Source organism: Acrocarpospora sp. B8E8, from assembly GCF_039871605.1.
GTDB classification, from domain to species: Bacteria; Actinomycetota; Actinomycetes; order Streptosporangiales; family Streptosporangiaceae; genus Acrocarpospora; species Acrocarpospora macrocephala.
In genome coordinates, this window is sequence record NZ_JBDPLV010000029.1 from 106,836 (window position 1) to 132,142 (window position 25,307).

Annotated in this window: 28 protein-coding genes and 1 tRNA gene; 19 read left to right on the forward strand and 10 right to left on the reverse strand. The window is 65.8% G+C overall.

The genetic code is table 11. From position 1 onward, the window contains the following. The first annotated feature begins 190 nt into the window (after window positions 1-190). From ABGB08_RS26765 to ABGB08_RS26775, 3 genes are all read left to right on the forward strand, one after another. The gene (locus ABGB08_RS26765; RefSeq protein ID WP_347594897.1) at window positions 191-325 is read left to right on the forward strand and encodes a hypothetical protein; all 135 of its coding nucleotides are present in this window, start codon (window positions 191-193) and stop codon (window positions 323-325) included. 82 nt (window positions 326-407) lie between these two features. Then, window positions 408-569, forward strand: coding sequence for an ABC transporter ATP-binding protein (locus tag ABGB08_RS26770; RefSeq protein ID WP_347594899.1), 162 nt, complete (start codon window positions 408-410; stop codon window positions 567-569). Between the two features lie 138 nt (window positions 570-707). Further along, complete coding sequence (locus tag ABGB08_RS26775; RefSeq protein ID WP_347594901.1) at window positions 708-872, forward strand: hypothetical protein; 165 nt, start codon at window positions 708-710, stop codon at window positions 870-872. Between the two features lie 121 nt (window positions 873-993). Here ABGB08_RS26775 and ABGB08_RS26780 read toward each other — a convergent pair whose 3' ends face one another. The 6 genes from ABGB08_RS26780 to ABGB08_RS26805 form a co-directional block, all read right to left on the reverse strand. Then, window positions 994-1,125, reverse strand: coding sequence for a hypothetical protein (locus ABGB08_RS26780; protein WP_347594903.1), 132 nt, complete (start codon window positions 1,123-1,125; stop codon window positions 994-996). Window positions 1,126-1,423: 298 nt separating this feature from the next. Next, entirely contained in the window at window positions 1,424-2,692 is a 1,269-nt protein-coding gene (locus ABGB08_RS26785) for a hypothetical protein (protein WP_347594905.1), read from the reverse strand. A gap of 48 nt (window positions 2,693-2,740) precedes the next feature. Then, window positions 2,741-3,070: a PadR family transcriptional regulator gene (locus ABGB08_RS26790; protein WP_347594907.1), complete on the reverse strand. Its 330-nt coding sequence runs from the start codon at window positions 3,068-3,070 to the stop codon at window positions 2,741-2,743. Between the two features lie 538 nt (window positions 3,071-3,608). Further along, window positions 3,609-3,833, reverse strand: a complete 225-nt coding sequence (locus ABGB08_RS26795) for a hypothetical protein (RefSeq protein WP_347594909.1) — start codon at window positions 3,831-3,833, stop codon at window positions 3,609-3,611. 127 nt (window positions 3,834-3,960) lie between these two features. Further along, on the reverse strand, window positions 3,961-4,173 hold the full coding sequence (locus ABGB08_RS26800) for a hypothetical protein (RefSeq protein WP_347594911.1): 213 nt from the start codon (window positions 4,171-4,173) through the stop codon (window positions 3,961-3,963). Continuing rightward, window positions 4,160-4,399 (reverse strand): hypothetical protein, encoded by a 240-nt coding sequence (locus ABGB08_RS26805; RefSeq protein ID WP_347594913.1) that lies wholly within the window; start codon window positions 4,397-4,399, stop codon window positions 4,160-4,162. Before ABGB08_RS26805 ends, ABGB08_RS26800 begins: the two co-directional genes overlap by 14 nt. A gap of 168 nt (window positions 4,400-4,567) precedes the next feature. On the opposite strand from ABGB08_RS26805, the gene ABGB08_RS26810 reads away from it, so the two are divergent. The 5 genes from ABGB08_RS26810 (at window position 4,568) to ABGB08_RS26830 (ending at window position 9,895) form a co-directional block, all read left to right on the forward strand. Then, complete coding sequence (locus tag ABGB08_RS26810) at window positions 4,568-6,061, forward strand: bacterial transcriptional activator domain-containing protein (protein ID WP_347594915.1); 1,494 nt, start codon at window positions 4,568-4,570, stop codon at window positions 6,059-6,061. A gap of 408 nt (window positions 6,062-6,469) precedes the next feature. Then, entirely contained in the window at window positions 6,470-6,679 is a 210-nt protein-coding gene (locus ABGB08_RS26815) for a hypothetical protein (protein WP_347594917.1), read from the forward strand. A 172-nt stretch (window positions 6,680-6,851) separates the two neighbouring features. Beyond that, window positions 6,852-7,430: an RNA polymerase sigma factor gene (locus ABGB08_RS26820; protein ID WP_347594919.1), complete on the forward strand. Its 579-nt coding sequence runs from the start codon at window positions 6,852-6,854 to the stop codon at window positions 7,428-7,430. Then, window positions 7,427-8,764: a hypothetical protein gene (locus tag ABGB08_RS26825; protein ID WP_347594921.1), complete on the forward strand. Its 1,338-nt coding sequence runs from the start codon at window positions 7,427-7,429 to the stop codon at window positions 8,762-8,764. The genes ABGB08_RS26820 and ABGB08_RS26825 overlap by 4 nt, the downstream gene beginning before the upstream one ends. A gap of 183 nt (window positions 8,765-8,947) precedes the next feature. Further along, window positions 8,948-9,895: a sugar phosphate isomerase/epimerase gene (locus ABGB08_RS26830; protein WP_347594923.1), complete on the forward strand. Its 948-nt coding sequence runs from the start codon at window positions 8,948-8,950 to the stop codon at window positions 9,893-9,895. Between the two features lie 211 nt (window positions 9,896-10,106). Here the strand turns inward: ABGB08_RS26830 and ABGB08_RS26835 are convergent, their stop codons facing one another. Beyond that, window positions 10,107-10,565, reverse strand: a complete 459-nt coding sequence (locus ABGB08_RS26835) for a hypothetical protein (RefSeq protein ID WP_347594925.1) — start codon at window positions 10,563-10,565, stop codon at window positions 10,107-10,109. 33 nt (window positions 10,566-10,598) lie between these two features. Then, window positions 10,599-10,754 carry a hypothetical protein gene (locus tag ABGB08_RS26840; protein ID WP_347594927.1) on the reverse strand — a complete coding sequence of 52 codons (156 nt, stop codon included), beginning with the start codon at window positions 10,752-10,754 and terminating at the stop codon, window positions 10,599-10,601. On the opposite strand from ABGB08_RS26840, the gene ABGB08_RS26845 reads away from it, so the two are divergent. The 6 genes from ABGB08_RS26845 to ABGB08_RS26870 all read left to right on the forward strand — a co-directional run bounded on the left by ABGB08_RS26845 (window position 10,753) and on the right by ABGB08_RS26870 (window position 17,761). Next, window positions 10,753-11,211, forward strand: a complete 459-nt coding sequence (locus ABGB08_RS26845) for a hypothetical protein (RefSeq protein WP_347594929.1) — start codon at window positions 10,753-10,755, stop codon at window positions 11,209-11,211. The two genes, ABGB08_RS26840 and ABGB08_RS26845, sit on opposite strands and share 2 nt — an antisense overlap. 320 nt (window positions 11,212-11,531) lie before the next feature. Then, entirely contained in the window at window positions 11,532-11,966 is a 435-nt protein-coding gene (locus tag ABGB08_RS26850; RefSeq protein ID WP_347594931.1) for a hypothetical protein, read from the forward strand. Between the two features lie 164 nt (window positions 11,967-12,130). Next, the gene (locus ABGB08_RS26855; RefSeq protein ID WP_347594933.1) at window positions 12,131-13,039 is read left to right on the forward strand and encodes a hypothetical protein; all 909 of its coding nucleotides are present in this window, start codon (window positions 12,131-12,133) and stop codon (window positions 13,037-13,039) included. Next, window positions 13,036-16,464 (forward strand): WD40 repeat domain-containing protein, encoded by a 3,429-nt coding sequence (locus ABGB08_RS26860; RefSeq protein ID WP_347594935.1) that lies wholly within the window; start codon window positions 13,036-13,038, stop codon window positions 16,462-16,464. The genes ABGB08_RS26855 and ABGB08_RS26860 overlap by 4 nt, the downstream gene beginning before the upstream one ends. A gap of 212 nt (window positions 16,465-16,676) precedes the next feature. After that, window positions 16,677-17,003 (forward strand): hypothetical protein, encoded by a 327-nt coding sequence (locus ABGB08_RS26865; protein ID WP_347594937.1) that lies wholly within the window; start codon window positions 16,677-16,679, stop codon window positions 17,001-17,003. A gap of 125 nt (window positions 17,004-17,128) precedes the next feature. Beyond that, a complete protein-coding gene (locus ABGB08_RS26870; protein WP_347594939.1) occupies window positions 17,129-17,761 on the forward strand; it encodes a hypothetical protein in 633 nt (210 codons plus the stop codon). A 559-nt stretch (window positions 17,762-18,320) separates the two neighbouring features. On the opposite strand, the gene ABGB08_RS26875 is transcribed toward ABGB08_RS26870, so the two are convergent. After that, window positions 18,321-20,042 (reverse strand): DUF6119 family protein, encoded by a 1,722-nt coding sequence (locus ABGB08_RS26875; RefSeq protein ID WP_347594941.1) that lies wholly within the window; start codon window positions 20,040-20,042, stop codon window positions 18,321-18,323. Between the two features lie 862 nt (window positions 20,043-20,904). Further along, window positions 20,905-20,986, reverse strand: a tRNA-Lys gene (locus ABGB08_RS26880). Window positions 20,987-21,226: 240 nt separating this feature from the next. Here ABGB08_RS26880 and ABGB08_RS26885 point away from each other — a divergent pair. The 5 genes from ABGB08_RS26885 to ABGB08_RS26905 form a co-directional block, all read left to right on the forward strand. After that, window positions 21,227-21,382 (forward strand): hypothetical protein, encoded by a 156-nt coding sequence (locus tag ABGB08_RS26885; protein WP_347594943.1) that lies wholly within the window; start codon window positions 21,227-21,229, stop codon window positions 21,380-21,382. Between the two features lie 59 nt (window positions 21,383-21,441). Then, window positions 21,442-22,320 (forward strand): PIN domain-containing protein, encoded by an 879-nt coding sequence (locus tag ABGB08_RS26890; RefSeq protein ID WP_347594945.1) that lies wholly within the window; start codon window positions 21,442-21,444, stop codon window positions 22,318-22,320. Window positions 22,321-22,868: 548 nt separating this feature from the next. Further along, complete coding sequence (locus tag ABGB08_RS26895) at window positions 22,869-23,345, forward strand: ATP-binding protein (RefSeq protein ID WP_347594947.1); 477 nt, start codon at window positions 22,869-22,871, stop codon at window positions 23,343-23,345. A gap of 309 nt (window positions 23,346-23,654) precedes the next feature. Next, entirely contained in the window at window positions 23,655-24,260 is a 606-nt protein-coding gene (locus ABGB08_RS26900) for a hypothetical protein (protein WP_347594949.1), read from the forward strand. A 62-nt stretch (window positions 24,261-24,322) separates the two neighbouring features. Continuing rightward, a partial coding sequence (locus tag ABGB08_RS26905) for a DDE-type integrase/transposase/recombinase (protein ID WP_347594951.1) occupies window positions 24,323-25,307 on the forward strand: 985 nt, incomplete at its 3' end.

A 25,307-nucleotide genomic window follows, 5' to 3' on the forward strand; every position in this document is an offset into this window, starting at 1 on the left:
ATCTTCACCCTCGCGTCATCCGGAGTGGGTGATGCGGAGATCGCGGTGGATTCGGCGAAGCAGAGTCCCCGCCTGGATGACACGGCCTTCGAGTCGCTTCAGGCGTTCATATCGGTGCTACGGGCCACTGCCGAAACTCCGGCCGGTCCCGGCGGCCAGCTGGCGGGGTTGATCGTCATCGGAGTGCGCGGTGATTTCTGGGATCGTTGCGCGTCCCCTGCCGCCCCTTATCGACGCGCTGCGGGCCGGGCCGTTCACCGTGACGGCGATGGGCGAGGCCGAATTGCGCCGCGCCATCATCGGCCCGCTAAACGCGCCGGACTGAGCGTGGAGTCATCGACCTGGTCACGCGCGGCCGGTCACCCCATCAGACCTGGTGGCGGCAGTGGTCGAAGGCCGATCAGCAGGTGGTGCAGGGAGCGCTGGCCGCCACCGGCATCACCGACCGCGTGGTGGACGAACTCTCCGGGGGCCAGCGGCAGCGCGCCTGGATCGCAATGGCCGTCGCGCAGGGCACACCGGTGCTCCTCCTCGACGAGGCCACCACCTTCCTCGAGATGGCCCACTAGGTCGACGTGCTTGACCTGATCAACCTGAACCGCCGGGAGAACCGCACGATTGTCATGGCCCTGCACGACCTCAACCAGCGTGCCGCCACGCCGACCATGTGATCGCGATGAAGGGCTGGCCGCATCGTCGCAGAAGGCGTGCCAGCCGACGTCATCACCCCGGACACGGTCGAGGAGGTCTTCGACCTGCGCTACGAGATCACCACCGACCCCGTCAGCGGAACCCCGCTCATCATCTCGATCGGCCGCCACCGCAGAGCCCGCGACGAGCCTAAATCCTCCATCCATGTCCGTTCCAGCTGAAGGTGACGAGAGCGGAGTCCGCTGAGCTGGTAGGTGTCAGCTCAATTCGGGCGGCAACGGCGTGGGTTGTTCGGGGTTAGTTGGCATCTTCGGTGGATCTTGGCGCCGTGACCGTAGGTGGCTACCTGTTCTGCGCTTCCTGAGTCGCTGACAGATTGCTCATCGCGATGTCCTCGCTGTGGCGGTCGCCGAGCTCGTGGAAGATGGCGGCGGCTTGCTGGAAGGCGGTGACGGCCTCCTCAACGCGCCGCACCAGGCCAGCCCGAGCCCGAGGTTGCCCACCCCCGTGCCTTCGCCGTGGCGGTCTCCGAGGTGGCGGGCGGCCTACTGGGCGTGGGTGGTGAGGGCGATCCACTCGGTGAACAGCCGCCGCCAGTTCAAGGAAGCGGCCAAGGGCGAGCGGCTGCGATTAAGTTGGGGTGTTCGGCGTTGTCCAGCCCTGCCAGTGCCCTGCCGACGTGCGACTCAGGGCGAGTGTAGCGAACAGCGAACAGCGAACAACGATCAAGCGATCCGCCGCTCTCCGGGATCTGGACGCCTCTGGATCGGCGTCAGCGGTCAGCGGCCGCGACGAGGTCGTCGGGAGCCCCGGTGCGCAGGCGTCCGATGGCCGCGCCAAGGGCCGCGCCGATGGCCGCGCCCATCGCCCAGAAGACGATCATGCCTACGAGGAACTCCGGGCGCAGCACGTCGAGGACCGCCGCCTGCCACGTCGGCGGCACGGCGTCGCCGGTGCTCAGGTAGCCGGCACGCTCGTTCACCCAGACCACGGCCTCGGGGATGCTGACGGCGAGCACCGCCACCAAGACGGCGAGCCCTGCCACGGCTCCGCCGCGCAGCCCTGAGCCGAAGGATCGGGCGCGCCAGGCCGTAACGAGCGCGACGACGAGCAGCACGACGGTCGGAACGCCCGTCCAGAAGCTGAGGATGCCGCCCTGGTCGTGCGCCAGTGACCAGCGCGAGGCGGCGAACGTCCCAACAGCCACGACGAGGGCCGCCCCAGCGGCCTGCAACCACGTGCCGCGCGGCGGCCTGGACCGCAGCGCGGTCCAGGTCCCGCCGAGGGCGAACCTGCGGCGCTCGGCCGGATCGTCGATCGCCGTGAGCTCGGCCTGCAGCGCGGCACCCCACGCGGACCGGTTCTCAGGCAGGTCGGCGGCGGCCAGGTCGAGCAGGAGCTGCCAGACGTCGCGTACCGCACGTTGATGGCCGACGGTCGCGGCGCGGGTGCCGAGCGCGGCTCCGAGGATGGGCCACGGCAGGGCCCAGATCAGCGTGGGGAAGAAGATGTCAAACGGTATCAGCAGGTCGCCTGTGCCGAGGTTCGCGACGACGGGGAACGTGCCGGGCTCTGCCAGGTAGGCGGCGCGCAACGGCAGGTGCGCGGCCGCGGCACCGGCGGCCATGGCGATGAGCGTGAGCAGCCCGGCGACGGTTCCGGCCCCGAATCCGCGGGCACGGGTCACGGTGACCGCGGCCAGGCTGGCCAGTCCGCCGGTCACCATCGCCGCGAGCAGTCCGAGCACTATGGCCAGCAGCATCACGTCGAAGCCCCAGCGCGGGCCGTTCGTGACTATGGCGAGGTACACGCGCTCCATGCCGAAGGTGAGCAACCCGGTGCCGGCGGCGACAACGATCAGTCCCGGCCACACGGGCCATCCGGTGCCACCCCGCAACGCGGCGCGGATGCCGGCGGCGAGCGCGCCCGCTCCGCCCCGGCGCACGGCGTTACGGACTCGGACCGTGAGCACCACGATCGCGAGCAGGGGCGCCGGTGCGAGCACCGCCAGGGCGAGGAGGAAGTTGAGGATGTCCATCATCGAAGGTCTCCGAACGGCAAGGGCGTGCCGGGGGTTGAGCGGTCGCGGTCAGGTGGTCCTGGGCGCGAGCCGGGCCGCGCCGGGGGCAGGTGCGCCGTCGCCGGCACGCGCCGACTCGGCAACGAAGCGCGCGAGCTCGGCGCCCGCGATGGAGAGCCGATACAGGTGCCTGGCCGGCCGCCCGCGCGGCGGGTCGGTCTCCCAGGAGGTCTCCACCTGACCGCGCTCGGTGAGGCGGATGAGGATCGGATACACCGTGCCCGCCCTCAGGCCGAGGTTGCGGCACAGGTCGTAGCCGTGACTCCAGCCCGCGCCCGCCTCGGCGAGGGCGATGAGCACAGCCGCGGTCTGCGGGGAGGGACGTCGTGCACGTGCCATGACTCCAATATCTATCTAGATAGAGTTAGGATGCAAGATCCTTTTGTGTCGGGGCTGTCAATGTTTTGTGGAGGTTTGATGCATATCTTCTGGGCGAGGCTGACACATGAATCGACCTCAGCCAAGCAGGCGATAGCGAACCCTGACCGTGATCTTCGGCTGGGGACGGCTAAGGAGGGGAGCAGGCGGCGGCCGGCTGGACGGTGACCTTGTGGCCGAGTGCCTCGAGCTTGGCGGCCAGCCGCTGGGCCTCCTAGTGAGCACGCCCGCCTGCCGGCCAAGGCCGTTGACGACCGCGGTCTACTGAAAGTGCGATACCACCGGGGCTCCGAGGTCGAGCGCCTCAAGTTGCTCGCGGACCGTGAAGATCTTGTGCCCTGGCCGGCGAGCAGGATCAAGGGCGTTTCAACTCCGTACTCAACTGGCCCAACACCCAGGCCGGCACTGCGTGACCGCCCGGCAGTAGAGCTCACTCGCGTCCTCGGCGAGCCACCATTGTCCCGGCCGAACTACCGCTCGGCCGGGACAACACGCGATCCTAGGAGGCTGAGTTGTTCACCGGCACGAAGTCGCGGCCTTCGCAGGCTTTGGTCGCCAGCGTGCCAAGCCAGTTGGCGTAGTCGTAGTTGCCTATCGAGTTGTGGTAGTTCATCGCCCAGACCAGCTCGTCGCAGGAGTCCGCGCTCGCGGGCGAGGCAGAGACGGCGAACATGGCGAACGCGGCCACCACGAGGCCCACCACAGTGAGCAGTGCTTTGCGCATCGAGATTCCCCTGTCGTCGGGATGTGCTTCCGCGTTCTGATTCGCCGCCGGCGCGTTCCCGGATTGCCGTGGGGAGCCGCGAGACCGTCGAAACTCACCCAGTCACCCGGACGCAGCACCTTATTACTCATTCCTCCCTCACTCCCGTGGCCGCCGCAGCCCCACCGGCGATGATCCTCGCCGCCGTCTCCACCAGCGAGGACTCTTCCCTCGACCACCTCTCCGCGGGACCATCAGGCACGAACACACCGTCCACGCCGACGACATCGTCCCCAACAGTGACGCTGATCGACGCGGCGCTGCCGGTCGTTTTCGGCACCGGCGTCTTAGCCGGCGGCATCTTGACCACCCTGGCTCAGCTGCGCCACCATCAGCGTCAGCAGCGCGCACCCGGCGACCGCATCCACCTGCCCGCCGATCCTCAAATCCAGCGGGTGGAGCAAGATCTGCACCGCCACTACCGGTTTGCCACCCAAGCCGACCGCCAACTCGCCACGGCGTTGACCGCTCTCGGCGATCTCCTCCACCGCCAGGATCCGCCTATTCGGAGCGTCGCCGGGATCCATCTAGCCGACGGGACCGTTGAGATCGTGCTCACCGCCCCCGCGCCACCGCCTCCTCCTCCGTTCGCCGTCGTGGCCGGTAGCCAGGACATGCGTTGGCGCCTAGCTCTCCGCGAGAATCCTGCGGACTCACCGATCCGCCCCGGCTCACGGCCTCATCCGGTGCCCGGCATGGTCACCGCCGGGTTCACTCGGGACGGGGGACGTCTCCTGGTGGATCTTCAACGTCGGGGTGTCACCGTCTGCCGCGGTGCCACCGCGCTCATTGACGCCTATCTGCGGATGATCGCTTTCGAGGCCACCACCAGCCCCTGGGCACCCTGGCGACAGGTCATCCTGGTCGGCTTTCCCGAAATGTCAGTGCTCGGCCCCCGAGCCGTCAATTACCCTGCCCTGGGCGCTGCACTGGACATGTTGGCTCGCCGCACCGATCCTACGGACCCGCTCCATCACACCAATGCCGACAGCGGCAGCCAGCCCGCCACGAGCCCTCACCGGCAAAACGGCGAGCCCGATCACCGGGCGGGCCCCGATGGAGATCACGGCCCCGTCTTGCTCATCAGCGTAAGTCCCCCCTCTGCGCAGGATCTGGACCAGCTCTGCGCACTGCTCCAAGACAGCACCGGCATCGCCGCGATCCTGCCCGACCATCCGGCCCGCGCCACCGCCGACAACCGCGCCGATGACCATGCTGGAGGCCGCTTTGAGCTGGCCAACACCCAGCACGGCCCCGTCCTGCACGCAAGTCCTCTGGGGCTGACCGTTCGGCCGCCGGCCCTACCCGCGCCCGCCTATCGCGATCTGGCGCTACTGTTCGGCGCCACCCAACTCGCCGACCCCGGACACCACGTCCCGACCTACCCAGCCCTGCCCGGTCCGTCGACCGCAACCACGGTGACGGCAACTGCCGAAGGCGACCACGGCCTGCAGATCCGTATCCTCGGACCACTGGAAATCCTCGGAACCCACCAGGAACTCCTGCCCAAACAGGCTGAACTCGTACTCCTCTTGGCCCTGCACGAACCCTACGGGCTACGCAACAGCCAACTCGCCACGTACCTCGGCCCCGACGAAGATACCCCCAAACCCCCCGACTCCCTGCGCCAGCACCTGTCCCGCACCCGCCAGCGCCTCGGCACCGCACCAGACGGTCAGCAACGCATCCGCCACATCGGCAATGGCCTCTACCGCCTGCACGACGCAACCCTGGACTGGGCCCGCTTCCAGCACCTGGCCGCCCTCGACCGCACCCACCCCGCCGACACCATCGAGCACCTGCGCGACGCGCTGAGGCTGATCCGCGGCCAAGCCTTCACTGGCTGTTACTACTGGTGGCTGCAACCCTCACTGCTGGAAACCATCCGTGCCGAAATCGTTGACGCCGCCGCCGATCTGGCCGACCTGGAACTAGCCGCAGATAATCCCGCCGCCGCCGCACGCGCCGCACGCTGCGGCCTGACAGCTGACCCCACCGCGGAACAACTCTGGCGCGCCCTCATGCGCGCCGAACACGCCGCAGGCAACCTCGCCACCCTCCACCAAACCTGGCGCCAATGCCTACGCCAGATCGCCGACATCAGCCTCGATGGCAAACCCCATTCCGACACCATCCGTCTGTTTCACCAGCTCACAGCTGGTCCCCGAGCGAGAGCGATGTCTTCGTAGAGTCCGTCATCATGCGAGCCTCTTTGTGGGGGATCCAGTGAGAAGCTCACCTGACCAATTTCGGAGGCGGGAAGAGTCTCACCCACCAATCACAGAAATCAAAACGCTCACCACCCCTGTGATCCAGAACAGGTGGTTCGCAAGTGAGATTCGGAGCCAGATATCAGTCGGTGGCTTTGTCGTGGATGAGGCTTGTTCCCTCGGCAACACTGGGCCGAGGGATGCACAGGAACGCACCGCCGAATCCAAAGGCACCGACGCCCTCCCCCTGTGCAGCGACACCCGAACCTGCCCATCAGTCTGCCCGCCGACCCTGAACCCTTGAGCCGCGTTTTTCACATCCGTGTCGGCCAGCCGGTCTCCCCAGTGATGGCAACCCTGTCGTCCTTTCCACGAGGAGAACCGATCTTGACCGCCAACGAAATCGACCAGCCGATCGAGTCCGAGCCCCCGCCGCGGCTCCGTCCGTCCTGGGACGCAGGCGCTCTGTTAGTCCCGGTCAACGGAGTGATCGCCGCCATCGTCGGGGCCTACATGAGCACTCGTTCCGTCCTGGTCACCGCGATCGCTGGCGCTGCGGCCCTGCTGATCGCCGTGCTGATCATTGGGAAGCGGTAATGCCTGCCGGGAGTGCGGGTCCTGGAGCCGCACTCGCGAGGAGGCCGAGGAACGTTCTTCGTTTCCGGGTTCACACCCGGGCTGTCTTATCGGTCTATACGGAGACGGCCAGAACCGCTCAACCGATCGGAGAGCGCCGGTGGCACTTACGGACACGGTCACAGGAGGATCGGTGACCACGCCTCCTCCTCAGCCTCCAGATGAGCTGCCTACCTGGTTCGAGGAGTTCTACAGAAGGGAGGTCACGGCGCTGGCCAGGGTGGTGATGCGGGCGGGCGGCACGCTACAGGAGGCCGAAGACGCCGCCCATGAGATCTTCGCCAAGATGCTGCACCGTGTCAGGCACGGGGAGGAGATCCGTTATCCCCGTGCCTACGCGCGGAAGGCGGTGCTCAACTACTTCACCGGCATTCGTAGCCGTCACAAACGCGGCCACGAGTTGGCCGTTAAGAGCGCGCTACCGGAAACCTGGCAAGACCTCCGGCTGGAGGAATGGGAAGGCCGGCAGTGGGTGGATCAGTTGCTCACCCACTGTCCACCCGCCCAGCGGAAGGTCATGGAGTGCGTCCTGGAAGGGCTCAGTCACCATGAGATCGCTGATCTGCTCGGCAAGACTCCGGCTACGGTCCGCAAGAACTACCAGCTCGGCCGCCAGTGCCTCGAACCCTTCGTCAGACATGCCTGCCAGGTCGTAGCACAGATCGATTCAAGATCGGACATTTCTCCGATCAGCCAGGAGGATGCCCGGTGAACGAATCCCACGAGACCTCCAACCTGCCCGGCGAGCCGGGACGGGACATCAACCTGCACGAGCCCGTTGACGACCTGGACACCATCGACCAGATGATTGGGGACTACTTCACTCCGGAACGGCTGGACCAGCAGTGGCAGCGAATCGTCGAGACCGCCCGCAGCTATGGCGCCGACCCATCACGCCGCGACGATTCACCCGATCCCGCGCTACCCGATCCCGCTCTCCTCGGCCAGGACGAACCGGACCTGTTGGACATCAGCCACTGCGGCGCATCCGATGCGTTGCGAGCGCCACTGGAACTCGCCGCACCACAGACCGACACAGTGCCGGCGGCCAGCACCGTCTTCCCCCGTCGTGCCGGGCCTTATCTTGCCCAGGGCGGGAATATCAGCCGCGCCGCAAACAGGGCTGTGGATGCGTTGGAATCGTTGGCAGTTCCCGGCCTCGACCTGCGGATGATGAATCCCAGTGACCGCGAGGAAACCAGGGCTACGATCGCGGAGTTGCGGGAGCTGCTGAGTAAGTGCCCGCCCGGGACGTTCGGGGCAGAAGGCTCGGCGGTGATCCTCGCGGCAGTGGCCCCGTTGTCGGAGACATTGATCGCGGATCGGGACGAGCGAACTGCCTTGCGCCTGATCCATGCCGCTTCCCCGCAGCTGAAGTTCTTGGGACGCAGCCATCCGGCCGTGTTCGAGGTGCGACGTGCCCGAGCCGAAGCGTTGTCCGAGCTTGGCCAGTACCGGCGGGCCGAGAAGATGCTGCATCAGCTGAGCGAGGACGAGAGGCGGGTATTCGGTTCTGACGACCACCGAACAGCGCTGCTCCTGCTCTGGGCGCTCATCGGCAGCGACCGGTTGCAGAAGGCCGAGGAAGGCTTCCGCGCGTTGGAAACCCGCCTGGCCCAGCCACGGGACGCCAGTACCCCGATGCTGTGGCATCTCCAATGCAGGTACTCCTGGCTGCTGGGACGACAGGGACGAGTGAGTGAATCGGCGAGGGGCTATGACGGCGTCATCGTCAACCGGTCCCATGAGCTGGGCGCTGATCATGCTGACGCCTCTGACGCGCGGCACTCCAAAGGGAAGATGCTCGTATTCGCCGGAGAAGGATCACAGGCGGTCGCCCTCCTGCACGGCTTGGCAGATGACCGCGCGCGTGTCCAGGGAGACCGTCACGCCGACACGCTGGAGACCCTGAAGTACCTTCACCTGGCTCACGCGCTGGCGGAGCCGCGTGATGATCGCGTCGTCGACCGTTCGATCAACGCCCTCCTGGAGATCCTGCACATTCAAGATGAAAGACACGGGCCGGTTTATCCCCATGAGCCGTGACACAGCTGCATGGCTCGGCAAGCTCCTCCAACTCCAGGGGGCGATCTGTTCCCGCGGACAGATCCCCGATCTGCGGCAGGTCCCGATCGCGGACGAAGGGCAGAGCCAGACCATCCCGTTGTTGTCCCATAGCAGCGCATCGCGGAACGTTCAGTCGAATCTCGAACAGGTAGTGAGGTAAAGATGAAACTGGGGCTGTTAACGGCCGCTCTCGGCCAGATGTCACTGGAACAGGTCGCCGCCTGGAGCTGCCAGGCCGGATATGAGGCGCTGGAAGTAGCGGCCTGGCCGGTCGGCAGCGAGCACATCCACCAGGCCGCTCACCTCGACGCGGCCGGCTTCACCTCCGAGGACGCCGCCCGGGTCAGTGAACTGATAAACGGTTACGGGCTGACCATCTCCGCGGTGACCTACTGCGGCAACAACCTGCACTGCGACGCCGCCGAACGCGACCGTATCCACCGCCACCTGCGAGCCTGCATCGACGCGGCAGCGGCCCTGGGCGTCCGGCATGTCACCACCTTTATCGGCCGTGACATCACCCTGCCGGTGGCCGACAATCTCAAACAGGCCGAGCAGCACCTGCCCCCGCTGGCTCGGTATGCGGCCGACCGCGGCGTGAAACTGCTCGCCGAGAACTGTCCGATGGAAGGCTGGCACCCCGACGGATACCCAGCCAACCTCGCCTACTCACCCGAGCTGTGGGACTGGATGGCCGACCTCGGCTTTGGGCTCACCTACGACCCCTCCCACCTGCCATGGCTCGGCATCGACCCGCTCGACGCGCTCGAGCACGCCCTGCAAACCGGCATAGTCGGCCACGTCCAGGCCAAAGACATCCAGATCGACGAGCGAGCACGCACCCTCTATGGAGTCTTCGGCAAGACAGTCGGACGCGCCTCGCCCACCGATGTCGGATGGTGGCGCTACCGCGTTCCCGGCCGTGGGCAGCTTGACTGGAACCGGATCATCGACATGCTCTACGCAGCCGGATATAACGGCGATGTCGCTGTCGAGCACGAAGACCCGGTATGGGGCGGCGCTCTCGGCCAGACCCTGCAAGGCATGCAGATCGCTGCGCGCACTTTGCGGCCTCTTATCATCGCAGAGTCGGATGGATGCGCTGGTTGATGGCGTGGCCAGTGCTGCCGAGACACGCCGTGCCAGCGCAGCAGCGAGGCCCTGCCGTCCACGCCGTACCGCGACAACTCCGCCGCCGTGGCGGCACACCCAACACATCGACCTCGCCCGCCCCAGCGCGCGCTCCATTTGCGGGCCCGACACTCGCACCGGGCCCACGGCGCAGCAGCCGATCCAGCTCCGACGACCAGGCCGGGCACAACTAGCTCGGCTGATCGTCGCCCTGGTCATCGCGGCGGTCGTCGCGGGCACCGCGGCGGTTTTCTGGAACCGAGCAGCCGGGGACGACAGCGACCGCCCGGCCAGGCCCGGCGAATACCCGATGAGTTACCGGCTCGCCGAACGCGGCGGCTGGCGGCTCACGATCACCAAGATGGAGATCGACCGGAACGGTCTGACCCTTCGCATCCTCTACGAGAACACCGCCTCCACGCCGCAGAACCTGACATGCGAGGACGAGTTCGGCGGATCCTTTCTGCGCTTCCCCGACACCAAAGATCTTTCCGGACGCCACGGTCTGCCGAGACGCCGGCATCGGCGTCTCGCACACCGTCCCTGCCGGCGGCACCTGGAACAGTTGGGGCCATTTCCCGCTGACCGGCCACGGCGGCGAACCGTTCACGGTGAGCTGGTTCAACTGGGGCGAACCGACGAACCCCATCACACTTCCCGCGGGCTGATCCGGCGACCGGTGCTAACTCCAGTACAGCGGGTCGACCAAATCGCGGAACTCCTCGTCGGACATTCCGAGTTCGGCCAGCCGCGCACGGGCGTCGTCCCAGACCGGGCCGGCTTTTGTCGACGTGTGCGGGCGGCCGCGCATCGCCTGTTCGATCTCCTGCGGCTCCATGCTCCGTGAACGCGCCGCTGCGGAAGAACCGCTCGAGCTGCGGGCGGGGGCGGTGCGGCGGGCGATCGGCGGCTGGCTCGCTCTCGCCGAGGCCGCGGACCGATCCCTGTTCGAACGCCTCACCTGGGACATCGGCGGCATGGCCGCGCGGTGGTACATGGAACCGGCGCGGGCCAGGGGGCTCGTCCTGGACGCCCTGGACTGGTTCGACGTTGAACGCGCCGCCATCAGGGCGTGCGTCGCGCAGGCCGCCGCCTCCAGGCAGCACGAGCCGGCCTGGGAACTCGCGGCCCGCTCGGTCAACTACTACGCCGCGCGAGGGCTGCACGAGGACTGGGCGGATTCCCATGAGCGTGCCCTGCGCGCCTGCCGGCACGCGGACAACCTGTGGGGCGAAGAGATCATGGTACGCAACCTGGCCACATTGCGCACGTCCCGGCTGACCGCTGAGCTCTGACCAGGACTGCGCCGAATAACTGTGTTAGGCGACTGCCGCGATCGCGTACCTTCCGGAACGCCAGCACGCCCTCCATTCCCCTCCCCGTATCACACCCCCATACCTGGCATATCTAATTCTTGCGTATAACATGGCCTCATGGAGTGAATTATCCTGGTGTTGGCGGGCGTCGGGGGAGCATCGCAATCCGCCCGTTCGGTGTTTCAGTAGACGGTTCAAGAGGAAATACGAGACCTTGCCACCGATCCCCGCCCATGGCAAGGTGGGCCGGGATGTCAGCGAGCCAGACTGTGCTCGCGGGTACAGAGACGAGGCTGGTCGTGAATTGGCCGTTGGCCGTCGTGTTCGGAGCCCTTGGCGGCGCTCTCGTTGAACTTATCAATACGTGGGGGAATCTGACGGCCTGGCAGAGCGCCCGCCGGGAGGCGCTTCGTAGCAGAAAGCGCTCACTTCCCAGCATAGGTCTCTACATAGACCCGCTCCCGGACGCCCTCGTCGCCCTCACCCGCGTGCTGCTCGGCGGCCTGGCCGGTTTCCTGTTCCATTCGCAGGTCACCGGCATTGTCGCGGCGGTCGCGGTAGGGGCCGCCGGTCCCGCCCTGCTGCGGCAACTCGGCACCGCCTCCTCCGTCCGCGAGGCACTTCAGCGCGGAGTGACCTCGGACGAGCCGGCACAGGCGACCGATACGGCGTCGGAGAACACAGGCACGTCGCGCGAATCCCGGGAGGACGCCCGGCAGGAGGCGGCCGAATGAGAACCGAAGGGCTGGGACGGCGTTACTGGAAATCGCTTGTCGGCGCTGAACGGCATGGCTCGCGCGGCCGGGGGGAACGGGCACGCGAGGGATACAGTTTGAGCCGCCGATATTTGGCGTCGCTTGTCGGGTTCCGGCTCCCCGCGGCCTCTCCTGGCAGTACGGTGACCGCGGATCCGTCCCCGGAATCCGCCGACAGGATGATGTTGGAGCCGGCACTCGCATCCATCGGCGGCGGCGTTTCCGCCACGCATCGGCAGTTGAAGGAATTGCTCATCGGCCTTCGGCTCGAAGGTTTCTCACCCGAAAGACCATCGCTTGGGGTGAGCACCGGCGAACTCGACTTGTCCGCCGCCGCGGTGGCCGGTGCCAATGACAACAGGTTCGACATAGAGTTTCGGGTTCGAAACAGGTCGGGGCCCGCTGACGCGTTGACGGGCGTGGGGATCACGGTCAAGGCGGACACCACGGGCTTCGCAGTTCGATATCTGGCCATCGTTAACGACTCCGGCCACGCGGTCTTCCGGGACGTCCCATCGGCCGAGTGGAGTTTCGATACTTTCGCGCCCTCGGGCAGGCGTTCGGGCGCCAGAACGATGGTGTTGCCCATGGTGCGAAGGGAACGCGATGCCTTGGCAGCCGCCGGAGGCGACGACTACGCGGTCATCGTCCCTGCCGGGGCGCTCTACCGGCTGAGCAGGCCGGGCGCCGGGGAGCCGTACATCTTGGAGATCGTCTGCCCCGCGGATCGAACCGGTATCTTTCCGCTGTCGTACCGCGGAACGGACGGCCGATGGCGGGAACTGCTGATTCCCATCATGCCGGTTCGGAGCGGCTCCCCACGCTCCAGAGTCCGCCTGCGGGAATTCTCTCCGGACGAGCCGTGGGAGACCGGCGACAGCGTGACCCTGGCGGAACTGGGCCCGGAGCACCGGCAAATTATCGAAGACTCCATTTCGGCCGCATACGACAGGGCGACCATCGCCGCGTGGAAGAACCTCGTCGAAACGGCTCCTCCGCAGGTCGGCGACATCATTCAGGCCCGGCTGTCCGCATCGGAGGACCAGGGGTGACGGCGTCCCGCACGCCCGGTCGGGAAGTCGGCCGGTCGAACGGCTTTCTCCGTCCGCCCCGGATACCCCGCGATCATCACGGGGGTTCGTCGCCGCTGGACGAACTTCGTGCACTTGAGGTCGCCGACGGCCGGCCGGAGTCCAGCCGTCCCGCCGACGAGTACTGCACCCGCCTGGTCGACGAAGGGCTGTGGTGGCGCGCCTGCCAGGAAGCGGTTCGGCGCGGGCCGGATCTCCTGCGGCGGTGGGCCGCGCCTGCCGCCACCACGTCGTGCTGGGCCGTGGAGTGCATCAACAGGGCGGGCGAGCCCGCCGACTTCGACAGCTCGTCATCGGACGCCGCGGGTGAGGAGGACTTGAGTCCGGCGGCGATCAGAGCCCTTCATCTTGCCCGATTGGCCGGACTTGTCGCAGATGGGGACGACCGTCGTGACGAACAGGGCATCCAGCGGACGCTAGGCGACATGGCGGCCGCCTGGCAGACAAGCCATATCCTGCCCAAACGCGGACTGACGGGGCAGCTTCTCGGTGTCCGCCGGGACCCGGCTGTCAGGCGCATCATGGATCTGCTGGCCCCGATGCCCGGCGGGGCGGCCCGGACGATCGTGGCGTGGCAGGCGATGCTCCTTGCCGGGCAGGCACCCCCGGCTCGCCGAAAACGTGAGCGAGAGATCAAGGTCTTGTTCGACCCCTTCGGCAGTGGCATGGGCCTGGCCGGCGTTCTGACGATGTGGGTGGTCCCCAATGGTCCCGAAGGGTTGTTTCCCGATCCCCGCACCATGTGGGCGCTCACCGCGGACGAGGATTTCCAGAGCTCGATCACCGCCGCGTGGGAGCATCAGATTTCGGGGCGGTCACAGGTGCCCTGCCTGGTGTGGCGGCTCAGGATAGAGGGACGCTGGTGTCAGCGTGTCGTGGGCCCTTCGCTGGGAGCGGCGTTCGCCGTCCTCCTGACCGAAATTCTCGGTCCCCCGACCGGGTCCCGGCGTGTCGTGAAAGCCGGTTCCGGCCCGATCGGCGCACTGACCCGATGGTTCCGCGTTCCCTTCCGGGATCAGGCGATCACCGGAGGCGTCACCGCCGAAGGAGATCTCCTGAAAGTCGGTGGAATGGCGGCGAAGCTGGCGAAGGCCAAAGCCAGCGGACTCGACGTGGTCGCACCAGAGCAGAACAGGAGGGACGACGCGCAGTACGCCCATGGCGTGGAAGTCCACTGGGTTCCGGATGTGGCGGCGGCCAGACGGGCGCTCTTCCGCAGGAGTGTGCCACGCGTGTTGTCCGCCGCGGCGACGGTCACCATGGTCGCTTCGCTGCTCGCCGGAGGAGTCGCCTACGAGCAGCACCGGACGGCACAACGCCAGAGTGATTTGGCGCTTTCCCGGCGCCTCGCAGTGGACAGCAAGTCGCTGGTTTACGCCGAGCCGAGAGTTTCGCAGATTCTGGCGGCCACCGCATGGCATTTCTCGCCTGCCGCGGAATCACGCCATGCTTTGCTCACCTCGCTTGTCCCGCCGATCCACCGGATTGTTCGCGACAGGGTCGGCAGCGTGGTGCTGAGCCCGCGAGGAGACGTCCTGGCGGACTTTGGCGGAAACTGGATCCAAGTACTCGGCGCCGCCCGGGGTGACGTGCTGTCCTGGTTCCGGAACAAAAGTGGGCAGGCCATATGGTCGACTGCATTCTCTGCCGACAGCAGATTGATCGGAATAGGCGGACAACATGGCGTCGTCGAACTGTGGGATGCCTTTCGCGGTAAGCACATCGCCGCCATCACGGTGTCGAAGTCGGCAGTCACGAGCATTGCCTTCACACCCGACGGGGAACGCATGCTCGTCGGAACCTTTGACGGGGTCGTGCAGTTCTTCGACGTCGCATCCCGCCGCCCCGCCGAGCGGCCGCTGAACACTCACGATGGTTCAGCCGACTGGTTTTTTCTCGACGATATCCTGCTCAGCCCGGACGGCAAGTCGATGGTGAGCGTGCACTTGAACGGGACGATCCAGATCTGGAACCTCGTCGATCGACGCCGGACGGCCGTCATGGAAATCGCGCCACGGGATTCTCTGCGCGCTTTCGCCAGTGCTTCGTTCAGCGGCGACGGAAGAGTTCTCGCCACGGTCAGCCGCAGCAGTGGCGTCGAGCTGTGGGACACGGCGAACGGACGGAAACTCGGCCAGTCGTTGCTGAATCAGACCGCCGATAAAGTGATGTTCAGCCGTGCTGGCAGGATGCTCGCCATCGAAACCAATGGCGTTATATATCTTTGGGATACCGATGCCCGCCAGCTCCTCGGGCCCGCCGTGGTGGCCCGCGGATTTCTTGTGGGATTCGACGCGCGAACCACCTGGCTGGTCACGGCCGGCGACGGCGGCATCCAGCGATGGGATATGAGCACATACAGGCGGGCCGCCGCCGCGCTGGGCGGTCCCCGCTATCAGCCGATCGGATCAGGCGGAGTCAATTCCCTGGCATTCAGCCCCGATCAGCGACTGCTCGCCGTGGCGGACGGCGACGGATACGTCCGGATCTGGGAGGTGGCCTCCCACCGCCTGGTGGCCGCGGTGGCGGCTGGCAAGGGGAGGGCGGATCGGGTGGCCTTCGCTCGTGGCGGCGGTGTTTTCGCCACGGCGAGTAGCGCCGGGACCATACGATTCTGGGACGGCGACACGTTCCGGCAGATAGGCGCCGATATAGAGTCCGACAACGTCGTCGGCCTGGATCTCAGCGCGGATGGGACACTCTTGGCCGTCGCACAGGGTTACGCCGGAATCCAATTGTGGGACGTGGCGACGCAGCGAGAACTGAGCGTTCCACCCGAGTTCATGCCAGAGGACTACTCCCAGGCCGTGGCCTTCGGGGCAGGCGGCAAATTGCTGGCCGCCGCCGGCTCCGACGGGACGATCCGGCTCTGGCAGGCCGATGAGTTTCACGCCAGTAAAGATCGTCATGCGTCAGTGACGTCTCTCCGCGGGCACAAGGGATATGTCAACGGGATTGCTGCGAGCCCGGACGGGAAAATGCTCGCCAGCGCTGGAAGAGACGGAACCGTCAGGATCTGGGATGTCGATACTCACCGGCAGGTCATGTCGTCGATGGTGGGACATGATGGGTCGGTCGAATCGGTCCATTTCACACCTGACAGTTCGATGGTGGTGAGCAATGGCGAGGATCGCACGGCTCGATTCTGGGACGTCACCACATCCCAGTATGTCGGCTCTCCGATCCAGGGTGAAGTCGGTGTGATCGCGCTCAGCCCGGACGGCAGAAAGCTGGCGGCCGCCGGAATCAGCGGCCATGTCCGCCTTCATGATGTCATTGACACCTCCAACCTCTATTCACGCGTTTGCGCTCTTGTCGGACGCGGTTTCGACAGGCAGGAGTGGGTGAGGTACATCCCCGAGCGGGAGTTCGAGAAAGTTTGCTGATCGCCCGGAAAGCTCACGGTGAGCTTCCCGCGATTTTGCCCCAGGCCGCTCCTACGCAGACCGCTCGCGTCCCTGTCGAGCGGGCAACGGCAGAGTGTGGCCATCGCCCGCGCCCTGCTCGGACTCGCCAGCGCGACGAAGTTCATCATCACGGGCGGCATGCTGGCCCTGGCGGTGATCGTCGATTCCACCGCACGACGTTCGGAGCGCATATGAGCACCGTTCTCACCGTCGACGAGGTCGAGGCCTGGCAGGGCCCGCCTCTGATCCTCTTCGTCGGGATCAGCACCGGCGGCTCCCTTGTGCACCGGGTGTTCGGCCGCTGGGCGGCGCTGCTCGACCAGCCCTGGACACTGCGCGGCGTCGACCTGCCCGCGGGCACCCCGCCCGCGGGATGCCCGCCGTCCAGCACCTGCATCCCGCCGAGCACCCTGAACTCCATTTCGGCCCCCTTCGAGCGACCACGGCTCCGGACCGTAAGCGTTACACAGAACCTTGAGAGCCATCGGCCATGGAATTCGGTGCGTATTAGTTATTGAGAAGCGGGTCGAGACTGGATCTTCCGTTAGGGTGTCGGTTCCCGTGTACGGGAATGTCAAGATCGGCCACGAAGCGTCACCCTGCGGTGGGAGGCTGGTTGGAGGATCGTTCAGGGCGACCTGATGTGCGGAGTCTCGCTGACATTCTGGCGGTGGCGCCGTGGGCGGAGCTTGAGGAGCACATCAACCACTTGCGCGAACGGGTCGACACGGCGGTGCTCGCGTCGCACGCGCGCCGGGATCGGCTGCGCACCGAGATTCTGTCGGAGAACCCGGAAATTCGCGCGCGAATCCGACGTCCGCGGCCGGAAACGCTGGTGTGGGCGAAGAATTTGCTGCGTACGGGGATCGTGGCCGCGGCGGACGGCACCATCGTGGCGGTGCCATTGTTGAGCGGCACCAAAATCCAGATCGGCGTCGTCGTGGTGACGAATACCGGGGAGTCCGTCCGGCTGGTGACCAGGGCGTTCGAGCATGAACTGACCGCGAGTGGGGAGACGGCGCGGGAGTTCTTCGAAAACCTGCGCAAGGTGCACGGGAGAGCGAATCTGGCCAGCCGGGCCCTGATGTTGTTCGGCGAACGCCAGATCCTGCTGGCGCAGGAGGCGGACTGGCGAATGATTCACGGCCAGCTGATCCCATTTGAGTTGCGGACGGGCGGTGACAAACCCGGTGAGAACCTGCCGCCTGTCTTCGATCTCCTCCGGCGGTATGTGGCCGACCAGCTCATGCACGGGATCGCCGCCACCGAGCGCTAGTTGGCCCAGGGCGTATGCAGGGCGACCGAGCGGCGTGAACTACGCGCCACGCTGAAGCATGGGCCACCGATCACGGGCTGACCTCTGCCCAGGTTGCTGCACTGCCCGCCGAAGAACCAGAACAGGCGAACACCAGCTGACCGGCCACCCAGACTTCACTCTATTGGTACATAAGCTGAGCACGCCGGGCCTGCCGTATCTACGGCAAGGATGACGACCTCACCCATTGGGCCATCAGCGGGGTCTATAGCCACGTCTCCATCCCGCCGGTCTATGCCGGCGAATGGCGTCTGAAATGCCAGGTCAGCCGACGATGGGGGCGCAGCTGCTCCGCCAGCGCAGCGTTAACGTACGCCGGTTCACCCGAGCGCGGCCAGCCCGCCATGGATACGCCGATACCCCAAGAGCTGTTCTCCCGAATCAGGGCATTCGTCGCTCCGAGCCGTAGTACGGCGTTCTGATGATGAAGAACCGAACAGCCCAACGTCCTTCGACAGTCGGGGGGATACAAGCAATGCCTTTGCCACGCGGGCTGCACTAAGAGCGCCGGTCACCGCCTTTACTTCGACTGGGCCAGGGGAAGCACCTCGGATGAGTCCGCGATCTCCGTCACCTCCAGTTCGAACCCGAGCTCCGCCAGGCGCTGGGCACATCGCGCGAGAGTAACTTGGGAGAAGGTCATGAGCGCCTCGGGCGTCGCTTCCCTGCCTCCGAACGCCAGCACTATTTTCGTTGGCCGGAAGTCGTCAGGGAGGGTGCGAGCGCCGCCGCTCAGTTCGCTGATCTTCCCGCGAAGGCCAATGATCGTATCCGCATGATGCCGCAGTGCCTCGGCGGAGACGAGAGCCTGGTTGAACAGGTGGCTGGCTGATACGGAATCTACGAGGTGCTTCACGTGAATCAGCTCGTCAGTGGGGCCCAGTAAGTCACAGACCTCGATTCCACGTGGGTGCTGCTTCGTCCGCACGAGCTGTCGGTCGAGGCATAAATAGGTGGCGTCCGTGCCCGTGACATGGAGGTTGTAGCGGTTTTCGACCGCACGGCCGATGGGACCCTTCTTCTTGACCTCGTTAGGCCACGGTGGAAGGGCAAGTGATGAGCGTTGAGCGAATATCCTGCTCATCTTCTCCTTGAGCATGTCCAGGTACGCTCCGCCGATGTTGAACCAGCGGCCTTGGTGGAAGACGTAGCGCTGAGTGCCGAGATCGGTCTCGAACGTAACCCATTTAGTCCCTGGGATGGCCCGGCTGATGGGGTTGCCGTCGGAGTCCTTGCCGATGACCCTTAGGCGCTTCAACGCGCCGATCCTGGCCTCCGGCAGCCGCTGCGATACCGGTGCCAGCAGGAACTCCAATTCTAGATCGTCGGTCTCGTCATCAAACCCTCTCCCGGCATTGTCGAGTGCGTAGCTGTGCGCTTCTCCATGTTCCTGCTCCCACTCGGCAGGCCAGCTCAGTGCGATTCGTGAATGGGGCTTTGCGCCGAGTGCCTCTCCCAGTAGTCCAATCAGTGCGTCGGTGGCTGGGTGCCCGGGCTGAAGTGGACGGGTGTGCTCGAAGTGCTCCAGGCCGGCAGCAGGAGGCTCGTTCTCGACGACGTTGTTCAAGAACCTAAGGTCGGCGACAAGTCCGTCGCCTTCACGCGCGAGAGGGATGTTTAGGCCGTCGGCGCCTCGAATGGTCAGGGTGTCATCCCCTCCGCCGCGAGAGGCGGTGAGGCCGGTTGCGGGCATCTTGCCGACCATACGACTGATGATTTCTCCGAGCTCTTCCATGCCGAATGCGTCGATCACCGCCCCGCCTGGGACCGTGGTTCTCGCAGTTCGGGCCAACGTATCCATGGTGTGGTAGGTCAGAGACCTAATCTGTCCGGGGTTGGCACGACGCAAGGCGAAGCGGAGGCCGAAGCTGGAGTCGATATGCGCCTGATTGATTATGAGATGTCCGAATCCCCATGACAGGGCGAAAACATGATCCTCAAGAGGAAGGAGCAGCACGGCTGCGCTGGTGTAGTTGTAGACATCAGGACGCAAGCCTGTGAGCGATTCGACATGAGGAAGCCACTTGGGAGCCGTATTAGCGATCACTCCTGAAACCAGGATCCCGAAGGTACCCCCCACCCGTACCTCGGCCACCTCGAAACCTTGATCGAGATACTTGCCCTGGATGCAGTCACGCAGTTTCCCACTGTCGGGTGGCAACAGGCGGTAAAGAGATGTCTTGTGTGCTTGTGCGGGTGGACGTGCCAACAGTCTTCCTTCGACGATCCCTAGGTGCAGCACAAATATACGCCTTCGACGGAATTAAGGCTTAGCAAGGAGTCGCCGTAGGGTCCATCTGTTTGGGTTCCGCCGATATGGAAGTCGCGAGGGTCGCGATTCGTAGGAGCCTCGTCCAGCTATGTCATCAGGATGAAGGCAAGGATTCCTAGAGCGAAAGCAAGATCGTCCTGCCGTGCTTCCCGCATACCTGTCGATATCCCGAGGAAGGCTGCCGAGCCAATCAGTGGAGGACGTCCAGGCGGATGATCTCGGCCCGCAGCGCAATCTACGGACAGATGCGATGAGCATGCGATATCGCAGACGACCTTGCGGAGGCTCCCGTTATCCGGCGAATGGTCGGGTGCGCAGCAGGGGTGGACGACTGCGGGGCTCGCAACGCTTCCCGGGAGGCGATGGCAGAGGAGGTGCACGGGCCCGAGCCGAGGGTCGAAATCCGTCAGGTAAGGACGGACGGGCTACTTTCCGTTCTGGTCGAGGTTGAGCGGGAGGTCCGCGCGTATGACCTACCCTGCCCACTCTGCCTCGGCGATCCATGGTTGCGGAAGGCACAGCTGGCGGGCTCGGGCGGGCTCGGCCACCGAGCTGTCATCGCAGCGGCAGCGGAAGCCGAGGCCTGACCTTCGTCAACCCGGAGAGCGGTAGGCGCAGTTCCGCGTTGTCCAATGAGGTCGACTACAGTACGTGACCAACTTTCTCTGGTGGAACAGACCAGCTGATTCTTGGCGATCTTGGATCCAGCAAGATCGCCGCACGCGAGCACCATACGAGCACACCGGAGATCGAAAACGCCGAAGACGGGCAGATAAGATTAGAAGGCAAACAAAGAAATCCCAGCTCACAATATGTGAACCAAGGTTCTTCTTGGTGCGCCGCCAGGGACTCGAACCCCGGACCCGCTGATTAAGAGTCAGCTCCCTGGCGTGCTAAACCGTCCGCAGGACCGCCTAGACGTGCCACATCGTACCGTTTCGTCCCCACCTCCCCCGATTTTTCTGCCGGGTTCTGCCTGCCCGTGCCGGATCGGTTCCCGACATCCGAGCACACCACGAGCACACCGAACCCCCATGATGTGCTCGTAACGCCGTTGCACACCGTAACAACCAGCAGGGCTCGTCCAACTCGCACGCGCAGAATGAGGTGGCGGGCTGTCGATTTCAAACCTCATCTGCGCCACCATGACCCGCGTGACCATAGACTCCAATATCATTTCCGCGTTCATCGGCTCGGGCGCCACCATCACGCTCGCCGCCATTGGTGCGCTGGTCGCTCTGTACGGGAAACGCAAAGCCGCCCGGCAAGGCCTGGTGTGGGCTGCCGCGCAGTTCACGGCCGCGGGCTAACGGCCCCGGACTCGCCCGAAGGCCACGCCCGGCAGCGCGACCACTGCCATGCTGAAACGATGCTGATCACACCCCTGCCAGGCGTGGACCGCCGAAACGTGCGCGATGCCCTGAACCACGTGTGGACCAAGACGGTCAACACCCGGCACCATTCGGGCAAGCCAAACGAGCTGTGCCTGGCGTACCTGGCATGGGCGGTAGAGACCGCCACGCATCTGCGGAGCCAGATCAGCGCCCGCGACATCGACCGGCTCATCCTCACCCGCCGGTATTGGGCCCTGCAACAGGTGATCGCCACCGCCAACCTGAATAGCATGCAAGGCGCGCACGTCGCCCAGCTGGTGCGCATGGAACTCGAGGAACGCGAAGCCGACCAGAAAGCCGCGCTCGACACCTTCGAGCGTCGCGTTCAGTCCTGGAGCGATCTGGGGGTCTACGTGGTGGCCGACACCACCTTCTACATCCAGCACACCGACAAGCTGGAGACAGCTGATCTCGCCTCGCTGGTCCAGGCCCGGGAGTATGACGCGATCCACCTGCTGTTCCCCATGGTCGTCGTCGACGAGCTCGACAACCTCAAACAGCACGGCAAGCAGCACACCCGGTGGCGGGCAGGCCACACGCTCGCCGTGCTGGACCGCGTCCTTGCCTCGTCCACACGCGGCGTCTTCCGCTCCCGAGGCATGAAGATCGACGACGGCCGGATCGAAACACGAGACATCACCGTGGAGATCGTGCTCGACCCGCCTGGACACACCCGGCTGCCCATCAACGATGACGAGATCATCGACAGGGCCAAGGCCATCGAAGCGCTCGCCGCCCGCCCGATCACACTGCTCACCTACGACACCAGCCAAGCCACCCGCGGACGCCAGGCCGACCTCAACGTTGTCAAACTGCGACAGGACTTGTCCGCCGAAGAACCGTCCCGCACCTAACGGAACCCCCGACGAGCCGGCGTGGAGATGCCCGCGCGGGCTGGTGTGCGGAACGGGACACTGTGCGGGCAGATACGCCGACCTTCGGCGACGGCGCGAGATTAGTGCTCGTTCCTCCTCGTCAAGGAAGAAGGCCCGCTTCAGGTCCGCTCGTGACGATAGCCCGACGTGCCTGATGTACGCAGCGCCTCATCATCCGCGAGGAACTCCACCGGCGTAAGCCGCGATAGGACCGACCACCATTAACCAACCCATAGTGATCCGAATCGCAACAGGATCTCGCCCGCGCCGACGCTAACTGCATCGGCACGGTGTTCCTGAAGCGCATCTGTGTGGTGTTTTGTGATCGAGGTGGCCACACGGCGAGTCCATCTCGTTGGTCACGACGCACCTGACTGGGGCGTGACCCAGTGAGCCCGCAACCTGCCACTCGACGCGACGATTGGATCGGGCAGATCACGTTCCTGCTCCGCGACAGAGACATGGCTTTGGACTGGACAAATAGCTCCGAGTCGATCAACCGTACCCGGGACGAAGGGGACGGTGACATGGGAGAGACAACGTTTCACGAACTTCGGCCGGAACTGGTCTGGGCCTCGGTGCGGGGACGCACCTATCAGGGTGCGGTGCTGTGGCGGAAGGTCTTCCCCGGTACCGACGACCAGGTTCCCCGGGCGCGTCACCTGGTCCGGGCGCTGCTGATGGACACCGCGTTCGCCGAGGATGCCGAGTACGTCACCTCAGAGCTGATGACCAACGCGCTCCGGCACGCGCCACGGTCGGGCTCGTCCACGGGCTCGGTGATCGTGGAGTGCCTGCTGGCGCCCTGCCAAGTCCGCGTCGCAGTCTACGATTTGGGCGGGGGTGGCACGCCGAGGTTCGCGACGCCGAGGTTCGCGACGCCGATGCCGCTGAGCGGCCATGGGTACGGGTTACGCGCGGTCATGCTGATCGCGAGCCAGGCGGGACAGAGCGGCAGCCCGGACACCGGTCATGTGGTGTGGGCGATTCTCACGCACCAGTGACCTGGCGCGCCATCCGCCGCGCTCGCCTCAGGCTCGGTCAGTGTCGTTGAGCTAGGGCCCGGCCTCGTTTAGGCGACGCTGTGCCGGAGTTGTTCGCGGGGTCCATCGGGTCTGGAGTGTTGGGCGTCATTGCTCGTGAGGATGTAGAGGGCGTTTCGCGTCATTGGGGATGACGACGAGCCGGGGTTTCGGCGTTCCGGTTGCCGGAGTTGGGTGTGCGACGCCAGCGTGAGCATGTCCAATCGGCGACGGTCCTCCCCTCACTTTGGCCGGCAAGGGAAGGACCGTCTGACGGTGCTGGAGGCACCGGTGACGCTCACCGTAGAGAAGGACGCCCGCCAGGTCGAGCGCAGACTGCACAAGGGCCTGCTGGAATGCCCGCCGTGCGGTGGCCGGCTGGCGCCGTGGGGGTATGGGCGGATGCGGCAGGTGTTCGAGTTCGGGGATCGGGTGCGGTGGCTGCGACCTCGCCGGGCCATCTGTGTCGAGTGCGGGCGGACGCAGGTGTTGCTGCCGGTCAGTGTGCTGGTGCGACGGCGTGACAGCGTGGCGGTGATCGGGTCGGCGTTACTGTCGGCCGCAGTGGGCTGGACCCAGGCGCAGATCGGGCGAGGACTGGGGCGGACGGTCTCGTTGGTGCGCGGGTGGATCCGGCGGCTGGCCGGGCGGGCCGAGCGGGTGCGGCAGATCTTCACGGTCCTGGCGGTGGAACTTGATCCGGATCCGGGCGGGCTGGAGGCGGCCGGGTCGCCGGTGGCCGATGCGGTGGCGGCGATCATGGCGGCCGGGCGGGCGGCCGGGGGCCGGTTCATGCGCATGGTGTCGCCGTGGGAGCTGGCCTGTTCGGTGACGTCCGGAACTCTGCTGGCCCCGGCGATCATCACCGCAACGATCAACACCAATCACATATTGTGACGATCATTTGCGTGAAGTGACCATCGGCAGGTCAGGCGTCATTGTTTGACCGCAGGGAGCCGATGGTGACAAAAGAGGCAGACCAGCAGCGCAAACGAGCCGAGCGGGCCCGCCTGGTGGCGCTGTTCCGCTACCAGATCATCCAGGACGTGATCGACCCGGCGCTGAGTGCCCGTCAGCGCGGCGCCCGCGTGCGCGAACTGGCCGCGATGACCCACCAGGGCCCGTTCGGCGAGCCGGTCGCACTGACCCGGGGCACGATCGACCGGTGGATCCGCTGGTGGCGCCAGGGCGGATTCGAAGCTTTGGTGCCGACCCCCGCCACGATCCTCGCGCGCACCCCGGCCGAGGTACTGGCGATCGCGATCGCGCTGAAGAAGGAGAACCCGGCCCGCACCGCCACCCAGATCCGCCGCATCATGATCGCCCAATCGGGGTGGGCGCCCTCCGAACGCACCCTGCAACGTCACTTCGAACGCGCCGAACTGCCCGGCCAGAGCACACCCCCGGAGATCTTCGGCGCGTTCGAAGCCGCCCGCCCCAACGAGCTGTGGACCGGCGACGCGCTGCACGGCCCGCTGCTGGCCGGCCGCAAGACCTACCTGTTCGCTTTCATCGACGACCACTCCCGGGCGATCATGGCCGCCCGGTTCGGCTTCTTCGAGGACGTGGTCCGCCTGGCCGCCGCCCTGCGCCCGGCCTTGGCCGCCCGCGGCGTCCCCGAATCGATCTATGTCGACAACGGCGCCGCGTTCGTCGACTCCTGGTTGCTGCGCGGCTGCGCGACGCTCGGGATCAAGCTGGTGCACGCCACCCCGAACCGGCCCCAGGGCAAACCTCAGGCTGCATACTGCACCTCTTCGGGTCGTTCCGGCGGTGTTTGGCGTTCGCGCTGGTCAGGTCTTGTTGGGGCGGCGGCCGGCCTTCGGGCGGTCCGGCGGGTTGTCGGGGTCGGGTGGGTCGTAGAGGAACTCTCCCTTGTCGTTATAGCGGGTGCCACCGACAATCCCGGCTCGCCGCCAAGCTTTGATCGTTTTGGGGTGGACG

Bases quoted from the DNA above. Each gene is read 5' to 3' on its own strand.
- ABGB08_RS26800 (WP_347594911.1), bottom strand. From the start codon at position 4,173: ATGCCGCCGGCTAAGACGCCGGTGCCGAAAACGACCGGCAGCGCCGCG.
- ABGB08_RS26895 (WP_347594947.1), top strand. From the start codon at position 22,869: ATGGGAGAGACAACGTTTCACGAACTTCGGCCGGAACTGGTCTGGGCC.
- ABGB08_RS26790 (WP_347594907.1), bottom strand. From the start codon at position 3,070: ATGGCACGTGCACGACGTCCCTCCCCGCAGACCGCGGCTGTGCTCATC.
- ABGB08_RS26890 (WP_347594945.1), top strand. From the start codon at position 21,442: ATGCTGATCACACCCCTGCCAGGCGTGGACCGCCGAAACGTGCGCGAT.
- ABGB08_RS26810 (WP_347594915.1), top strand. From the start codon at position 4,568: ATGGTCACCGCCGGGTTCACTCGGGACGGGGGACGTCTCCTGGTGGAT.
- ABGB08_RS26830 (WP_347594923.1), top strand. From the start codon at position 8,948: ATGAAACTGGGGCTGTTAACGGCCGCTCTCGGCCAGATGTCACTGGAA.
- ABGB08_RS26785 (WP_347594905.1), bottom strand. From the start codon at position 2,692: ATGATGGACATCCTCAACTTCCTCCTCGCCCTGGCGGTGCTCGCACCG.
- ABGB08_RS26840 (WP_347594927.1), bottom strand. From the start codon at position 10,754: ATGGAGCCGCAGGAGATCGAACAGGCGATGCGCGGCCGCCCGCACACG.
- ABGB08_RS26845 (WP_347594929.1), top strand. From the start codon at position 10,753: ATGCTCCGTGAACGCGCCGCTGCGGAAGAACCGCTCGAGCTGCGGGCG.
- ABGB08_RS26835 (WP_347594925.1), bottom strand. From the start codon at position 10,565: ATGGGGTTCGTCGGTTCGCCCCAGTTGAACCAGCTCACCGTGAACGGT.
- ABGB08_RS26805 (WP_347594913.1), bottom strand. From the start codon at position 4,399: ATGGATCCCGGCGACGCTCCGAATAGGCGGATCCTGGCGGTGGAGGAG.
- ABGB08_RS26865 (WP_347594937.1), top strand. From the start codon at position 16,677: ATGAGCACCGTTCTCACCGTCGACGAGGTCGAGGCCTGGCAGGGCCCG.
- ABGB08_RS26795 (WP_347594909.1), bottom strand. From the start codon at position 3,833: ATGCGCAAAGCACTGCTCACTGTGGTGGGCCTCGTGGTGGCCGCGTTC.